This is a genomic window from Aeromonas sp. S2(2024), assembly GCF_041402505.1.
In the GTDB taxonomy this organism is placed as follows: Bacteria; Pseudomonadota; Gammaproteobacteria; order Enterobacterales; family Aeromonadaceae; genus Aeromonas; species Aeromonas media.
The window spans coordinates 103,376-110,533 of record NZ_JBGLRL010000013.1; the positions used below are offsets into that span (position 1 = coordinate 103,376).

General features: G+C 61.8%; 7 protein-coding genes and 1 riboswitch. Of the genes, 3 read left to right on the forward strand and 4 right to left on the reverse strand.

Annotated features, from left to right (window positions below; genetic code table 11):
- The first annotated feature begins 26 nt into the window (after positions 1 to 26).
- Positions 27 to 1,223, forward strand: a complete 1,197-nt coding sequence (locus ACB039_RS14295) for an MFS transporter (protein WP_371165912.1) — start codon at positions 27 to 29, stop codon at positions 1,221 to 1,223.
- Between the two features lie 71 nt (positions 1,224 to 1,294).
- Here the strand turns inward: ACB039_RS14295 and ACB039_RS14300 are convergent, their stop codons facing one another.
- The gene (locus ACB039_RS14300) at positions 1,295 to 2,419 is read right to left on the reverse strand and encodes a 5-(carboxyamino)imidazole ribonucleotide synthase (RefSeq protein WP_371165913.1); all 1,125 of its coding nucleotides are present in this window, start codon (positions 2,417 to 2,419) and stop codon (positions 1,295 to 1,297) included.
- Positions 2,416 to 2,925 carry a 5-(carboxyamino)imidazole ribonucleotide mutase gene (gene purE / locus ACB039_RS14305; RefSeq protein ID WP_025325239.1) on the reverse strand — a complete coding sequence of 170 codons (510 nt, stop codon included), beginning with the start codon at positions 2,923 to 2,925 and terminating at the stop codon, positions 2,416 to 2,418. Before purE ends, ACB039_RS14300 begins: the two co-directional genes overlap by 4 nt.
- Positions 2,926 to 3,132: 207 nt before the next feature.
- Positions 3,133 to 3,311: riboswitch (cobalamin riboswitch) on the forward strand.
- A 51-nt stretch (positions 3,312 to 3,362) separates the two neighbouring features.
- Between purE and ACB039_RS14310 the strand changes: the two genes are divergently transcribed.
- Both ACB039_RS14310 and murI read left to right on the forward strand, forming a co-directional pair.
- Positions 3,363 to 5,228: a TonB-dependent receptor domain-containing protein gene (locus ACB039_RS14310; protein WP_139751274.1), complete on the forward strand. Its 1,866-nt coding sequence runs from the start codon at positions 3,363 to 3,365 to the stop codon at positions 5,226 to 5,228.
- Between the two features lie 108 nt (positions 5,229 to 5,336).
- Positions 5,337 to 6,125, forward strand: a complete 789-nt coding sequence (gene murI / locus ACB039_RS14315) for a glutamate racemase (protein WP_005326416.1) — start codon at positions 5,337 to 5,339, stop codon at positions 6,123 to 6,125.
- A gap of 4 nt (positions 6,126 to 6,129) precedes the next feature.
- On the opposite strand, the gene ACB039_RS14320 is transcribed toward murI, so the two are convergent.
- Positions 6,130 to 6,621, reverse strand: coding sequence for an RNA-binding protein (locus ACB039_RS14320; protein WP_005326417.1), 492 nt, complete (start codon positions 6,619 to 6,621; stop codon positions 6,130 to 6,132).
- Positions 6,622 to 6,967: 346 nt separating this feature from the next.
- The coding region (locus tag ACB039_RS14325) for a hypothetical protein (RefSeq protein WP_371165914.1) at positions 6,968 to 7,158 on the reverse strand (191 nt) is incomplete at its 5' end.

Consider the following 7,158-nt stretch of genomic DNA (forward strand, 5'->3'; position numbering starts at 1 on the left):
CTTATGGCCATTCCCCGAGACGCATCATGACTAAAGAGATGAATCGCACCCGGTATCTGACCCTGATCGGTACCATCATCACCCAGTTTGCGCTGGGCTCCGTCTACACCTGGAGCCTGTTCAACGCCCAGCTCTCCGACAAGCTGGACGAGCCGGTCAGTCAGGTGGCGTTTGCCTTCGGTCTGCTCAGCCTCTCCCTGGCGGTGGCCTCCTCCCTGGCAGGCAAGCTGCAGGAGCGGTTCGGGGTGCGCAATGTCACCCTGGGGGCCGGCGCGCTGCTCGGCATCGGCTTCTTCCTCACCGCTCACGCCAGCAATCTGGCCATGCTCTATCTCTGCGCCGGCATTCTGGTGGGCTTCGCCGACGGGACCGGTTACCTGATGACCCTCTCCAACTGCGTGAAGTGGTTCCCGGAGCGCAAAGGGCTGATCTCCGCCTGCTCCATCGGGGCCTATGGTCTCGGCAGTCTCGGCTTCAAGTACATCAACCTGCTGCTGCTCTCCAGCTCCGGCCTTGAGACCACCTTCCAGCTGTGGGGGCTGATTGCCATGTCCATGGTGCTGGTGGGCGGCATGCTGATGAAGGATGCGCCCCAGCAGGCTGCCTCCCTGCAGCAGACCGAGAGCCGCGACTTCACCCTGGCTGAGGCGATGCGCAAGCCGCAGTACTGGATGCTGGCGCTGATGTTCCTCACTGCCTGCATGAGCGGCCTCTACGTCATCGGGGTGGCCAAGGACATCGGCGAGAAGATGGTGGGTTTGCCTGCCGTGGTCGCCGCCAACGCCGTCGCCATCATCGCCATGGCCAACCTGGGTGGTCGTCTGGTGCTGGGCATTCTCTCCGACAAGATGTCCCGCATCCGGGTCATCACCATCGCCCAGCTGATTACCCTGGCGGGTATGGTTCTGCTGCTGTTCGTGCCGCTCAATGCCAACCTGTTCTTCGTGGCGGTGGCCTGTGTGGCCTTCAGCTTCGGCGGCACCATCACCGTCTACCCCTCCCTGGTGAGCGACTTCTTCGGGCTCAACAACCTGACCAAGAACTACGGCGTCATCTATCTGGGCTTTGGCCTGGGCAGCATCATAGGCTCCATCGTGGCTTCCCTGTTTGGCGGCTTCATGGCGACCTTCAACCTCATTCTGGTGTTGCTGGTGGTGGCCCTGGTGCTCTCTCTCACCATACGGCTGCCGGCCCCCGTTGCGGTGGCGGCGGATCGGGGCTGACCTGGTCCCCACTGCGGTAAAAAAGAAGACCCGGGCCTTGGCCCGGGTCTTTTCGTTGGTACCAGCGACGCTTAGCGCGGCGGCAGTCCCAACAGGGTGCGCAGCTGGCTGGCGGTGGCCTCGACCGTCGGCCAGTTGCGGCCGGTGACGGTGACATGGCCCATCTTGCGTCCGGGGCGGGCGTCGCCCTTGCCATAGAGGTGCAGGTGCACGCCGGGCAGGGCCAGGGCGCCGGCCCAGTCCGGCGTACCGTCTTGCCACAGATCACCGAGCAGGTTGAGCAGGATGGCGGGTTGAACCTCAGCCTGTGCCGGCAGGGGCAGATCGCACAGGGCGCGCACCTGCAGCTCGAACTGGCTGCAGCCGGCGTTGTCGATGCTGGGGTGGCCCGAGTTGTGGGGACGGGGCGCCATCTCGTTGACCAGCAGCGCGCCGCCGACCAGGAAGAACTCCACCGTCAGCACCCCCACGTAGTCGAGGGCAGCGATGATGTGCTCGGCGATGCGCTGGGCCTCCGCCTCCAGGGCCGGCACCTTGGCCGGGGAGCGGGTCTGATCCAGGATGCCGCCGCTGTGCCAATTCTGCACCAGGGGCAGGGCGCTGATGGCGCCGCTCGGGCTGCGCGCGAGCGTCAGGGCAAACTCCCCCTCCAGCGGCAGGCGCTTCTCCAGCACGCAGGGCACGCCGCTGGCGGCCAGGGCCGCTGGCAATTCGCCCGCATTGTGGATTGTCCACTGTCCCTTGCCGTCGTAGCCTTCGCGGGCTGTCTTGAGAATGGCGGGGAAGAGGTCGCTGGGCAGGGCCGGCAGCGGCTCGCCCGGCAGCAGGGTCAGGTTCGGGGCGACCGGCACCCCGGCCCTGGTGAGGAAGGCCTTCTCTTCCCGGCGATCCTGACAGACACGCACCGCGCTGGCGGCCGGGCGCACCGGCAGGTGCTGCTCCAGCAGGGCCAGGGAGGCGGCCGGCACGTTTTCGAACTCGCAGGTGACGGCATCACAACGACGAGCCAGCTCGGCCAGTGCCTCGGCGTCGTCATAGGCCGCCACTATCTGGGCGTCGGCCGCAGCGCCGGCGATGCTGGCGGGATCCTGATCCAGCACTATCACCTGATAACCGAGGCGATGGGCCGACATCACGAAATAGCGGCCGAGCTGGCCGCCCCCTAGCATGCCGAGGGTAGCGGGGGGCAGTATCATGCCGGGTCCTCCAGTTGCAGGGCCAGCACCCGATCGCGCTCGTTGGCGCGGAAGCTGTCGAGCTGCTGGTGATAACGAGGGGCGTCGCCATCCTGGGCAACCGACAGCAGGGAGACGGCAAACAGACCGGCGTTGGCGGCACCCGCCTCGCCGATGGCGAAGGTGGCGACCGGCACCCCTTTGGGCATCTGCACTATGGAGAGCAGGGAGTCCATCCCCTTGAGCTGACGGGTTGGGATGGGCACACCGAGCACAGGCACCGTGGTCTTGGCGGCCAGCATGCCCGGCAGGTGGGCGGCCCCGCCAGCCCCGGCGATGATGGCGCGCAGACCGCGTTCGCGGGCACTGGCGGCATATTCGAACAGCAGATCCGGGGTGCGATGGGCGGAGACGACACGCGCTTCATAGGGCACGCCGTGCTCCTTGAGGATGCGGGCGGCCGCTTGCATCACGGGCCAATCGGAGTCAGAGCCCATTACCAGGCCGATCATTGGGGGGGTCGTCATTACGGCTTCCTCGGATGTCAAACGTTTGCCGCATGTTACCAAAAAGCCGTGGGATCTGGCTCAACATTTCTTGTGTTTGACCCGCTCGAATGACGGTCAACGAGCCTCAAGGTACGAGAGGGGGCGAGGATCTGCGCCACTTGGCACCGACTTTGGGTAAAAACGACATTAGAAATCCAGATGGCTATACATCCAAGACGGCTCTGCCTATAATCCCCCCGCTTTGGCGCATCATGCTTAAAAGGGAATCCGGTGAGAATCCGGAGCTGGCGCGCAGCGGTAAGGGGGAACGAAGCGACATCAGGGCACTGCCGTCAGGTGGGAAGCCGTCGCCGTAGGCCATCAGCCCCCAAGCCCGAAGACCTGCCAAAGTTCGTATTTCGGGCCGAGAGAAACCGGCCACGAAGTAGATGCTTACGCGAACTTAAGGATCTCTCATGTCCAAGACATTATTGGCGGCTGCCCTGTTGCCAACGGCGGCCTTTGCCCAACAACTGACCATCCCCGTCAATCCCACCATGGTGGTGACCGCTACCCGTGTCGCCCAGTCTGCTTCCACTGTGCTGGCTCCCGTCAACGTGGTGACCCGTGACGAGATCGATCGCCTGCAAGCCCAGACCGTGACCGACGTGGTCAAGACCCTGCCCGGCGTGGAAGTGGTCAGCAACGGCGGCCGCGGCCAGCTCAGCTCGCTGCGGGTACGTGGTGGCACCTCTTCCCAGACCCTGGTGCTGGTGGACGGGGTGCGCAGCGCCTCTCTGACCGCCGGGATGACCGAGCTCAACAACCTGCCCCTCAACCAGGTGGAGCGGATCGAATATATCCGCGGTGCGCGCGCCACCATTTATGGATCCGATGCCATCGGTGGGGTCATCAATATCATCACTCGCCCGGATCAGGGGACCAATCAACACAAGTTCAACTTGGGTGCGGGCTCCCACAAGCAGCGTCAGGCCGCCTTCAGCAGCGCCAGCCAGGTGGGTGATGCGGGTCAGATCAAGGTCGCTGGTGGTTTCGATGACGAGACCGGCTACAACGTGCATCCCATCGTCGGGGTGAACGATGGCGACAAGCATGGCCACCGGGGCTACAACGCCATGGTGGATTATCAGCAGGCGCTGGCCAGCAACTGGGATCTGTTCGGTACGACCCGTTGGTTCCGCAACATTGCCCAGTACGACAGATCCTCTGCCGCTTCCGCCTGGGGCCCGGCGTTTCATCAACGCAACGAGACCTGGACCGAGAACCAGAGCTACCAGCTCGGCTCCCGCTATCATGACGAGCGCTACCTGAGCGAACTGCGCGGCGCCTTCTCCAAACAGGATGCCTACGACTACCCGGATACCAGCGGCCGCGATCAGTCCGCTGATCGACTCTATACCCGTCAATACACCCTGAACTGGGTCAACAGCGTCAAACTGGACGAGAGCTGGACCCTGGGGGGCGGCGCCGACTGGCAGCGCGACATGCTGGACGATAGTTCCCGCTCCTCTGGCGTCGCCTTCCCGAGTGACGCCGATGAGCGTGACAACACCGGGCTCTATGCCCTGGCCCAGTTTGACAACCAGGTCTGGCAGGCCGAGCTGAGCGGTCGCAGCGATGACAACGAGCAGTTCGGACGTCACAACACCTGGCAAACCGGCGCTGGCTGGCGCTTCGTTGAGGATTATCGCCTCAGTGCCCGCTACGGCACCGGTTTCCGTGCCCCCTCCTTCAACGATCTCTACTACCCGGGGTCCGGCAATCCTGATCTGAAGCCGGAAGAGTCGAAAAGCCACGAGTTGATGCTGGACGGACAGACCGCTGGTGTGGAGTGGCGCTTGACCGGTTATCGCAACGACTTCGAGCAGATGATCCAGTGGGCACCGGACAGCCAGGGCATGTGGACGCCGCAAAACGTCGGCAAGGCGCGGATTGAAGGGGTTGAACTGGAAGGGGAGTTCGAGACCGGCTGGCTGAGCCATCGCGTTTCCGCCGAATACAAGGATCCCAAGGACAAGGCCACCGACAAGCAGTTGCAGCTGATCTCCCGCAAGGGTGCCAAGTGGGTGAGCCAGGCGCAGTGGCAGCAGTTCGATGGCTCCCTGAGCTGGATCTACCAGGGTGAGCGTTATGGTGACGCGGCCAATACCACCCAGCTGGGCGGTTACAGCGTGTGGAACCTGGCGGTGGGCTACCAGGTTGCACCGTCCTGGAAGGTCTCCGGCAAGATCAGCAACCTGCTGGACAAGGAGTACCAGACCTCGGTGGGTTACCCGGCTGACGAGCGTGCCTACTATGTGACGGTTGACTACGCACTCTGATCCCCTTGTCTGGATCTGAAAAATCAGGGGCCCTGCCATTGGCAGGGCCTTTTCTATTGGCGCCGGGCGGGAGTATGATCGCGGCCTCGCATTCAAGGGGGAGCTCAGGTGGCCAATATTCTCGTGTTCGACTCCGGTATGGGCGGTCTGACCGTCTATGGGGAGATCCGTCGCACCCTGCCGGCACACAACTATTTCTACTGCTTCGACAACGCCCACTTCCCCTATGGCGAGCTGAGCGAACCAGAGCTGATTTCTGCCTGCACCGGCTTGGTCAGCCACATGGTGGCCGCACACGCCATCGATCTGGTGGTGATCGCCTGCAACACGGCCAGCACCATAGCTCTGCCATCTCTGCGAGCCACCCTGAGCATTCCTGTGGTGGGTGTGGTGCCCGCCATCAAGCCTGCCGCCGCCCTGACCCGTAATGACTGCATCGGTTTGTTGGCAACCCCGGGCACCGTCAGCCGCGAATATACCCATGAACTCATCACCCAGTTTGCGCCGGGCAAGCGGGTGTTGCTCAAGGGGGCTACCGAGCTGGTGATCGAGGCCGAGCGCAAGCTGGCGGGACAGCCGGTCAACATGGCTCTGCTGCGAGAGGTGCTGGCTGACTGGATAGAAGGGGAGGAGAGACCGGATACCCTGGTACTGGGTTGTACCCATTTCCCGCTGCTGGGGGATGAAATCCGGCAACTGATGCCGGAGTGCCAACTGGTGGATTCGGGCAATGCGGTGGCAAGGCGGGTGGCCCATCTACTGGCCGCGCTTCCATCCACCCTCATCGGTGAAGGACAGGGCCATGCCTATTGCAGCCTGCTGGATGCCCGGGCCCAAAAACTGACAGCCCCCTTGCAAGCATGGGGGCTGTCATCACTCGAAGAGGTGCTGTACTGAGTCTTCAGGCGTCGACCTCGGCGCCGTCCCTCTCATCCCTGTCCCGCTTGTCGTTGGCCTCACGTACCTTGAGGGTGCGCTGCTGATACTCCTTGTCATTGAGCGCGGCTATGGCCTTGGCCGCATCGGCGACCGGCATCTCAACAAATCCGAAGCCCCTGCGCTTGCCAGTGGCCTTGTCTTTCATCAGACGGACGGAAATCACCAGACCCTGCTCGGCAAAGAGCTCGCGCACGGCAATCTCGTTGGCACGGTAGGGCAGGTTGCCTACATATAAGGTGCATGTTTCTTGGCTGGCATTCTGCTCGGCCGCAGCGGCAGGAGCCCGGTTAAGGAACAGCGGTACCACGAAACCGCCAATGGCCAGACCTACGGCAAAAATCACTTCGGCTTTCAGGGAAAACTGCAGGGCCTGGGCAACCAGATAACCGACCAGCGCCAAGACCAGAGCGAGAACGGCCGCCTGCACATAAACGGGAAACTTGGATAAATTCATCTTTAAAGACCTTTTGTAAATGAAAGCAAAAAAGGTGCAACACTCTATTCACCTCCATGGTAACCAGCTTTACGACAGGACGCTACCATGGACCACAAGGGACACATTATCCGCTTCAGTATGGCATTCCTTAAGCAAGGAAGACCCGGTTAAATGCCAATAAAACAGAGCTGAAATCATTGGCTTGTGGATAACATTGTATATATACACTGGGTAAGCTGTTTCTAACTGGATAATTTGAAGTTTCCGTGACTTTCTTCAAAAAATCCCTTGTCATCGTGATCTGGCTCCCTATAATGCGCCCCTACCAGCACGGCGGAACACGCCGGACTGATGAGCTAGCTTCTTAATGAAGCAGGCGCCGAAAGAAAAGCGAAAACAACCGCTTGACTTTCGAAGTGAGGAGCGTAAGATGCGCCTCCTCAACGCGATAAGCGTGACGCTCTTTAACAATTTGAATCAAGCAATCTGTGTGGGCACTCACAGCATCGAACATCAAACAATTTTGTTGATTTTCAATGTCTGGTGAAGTGACCA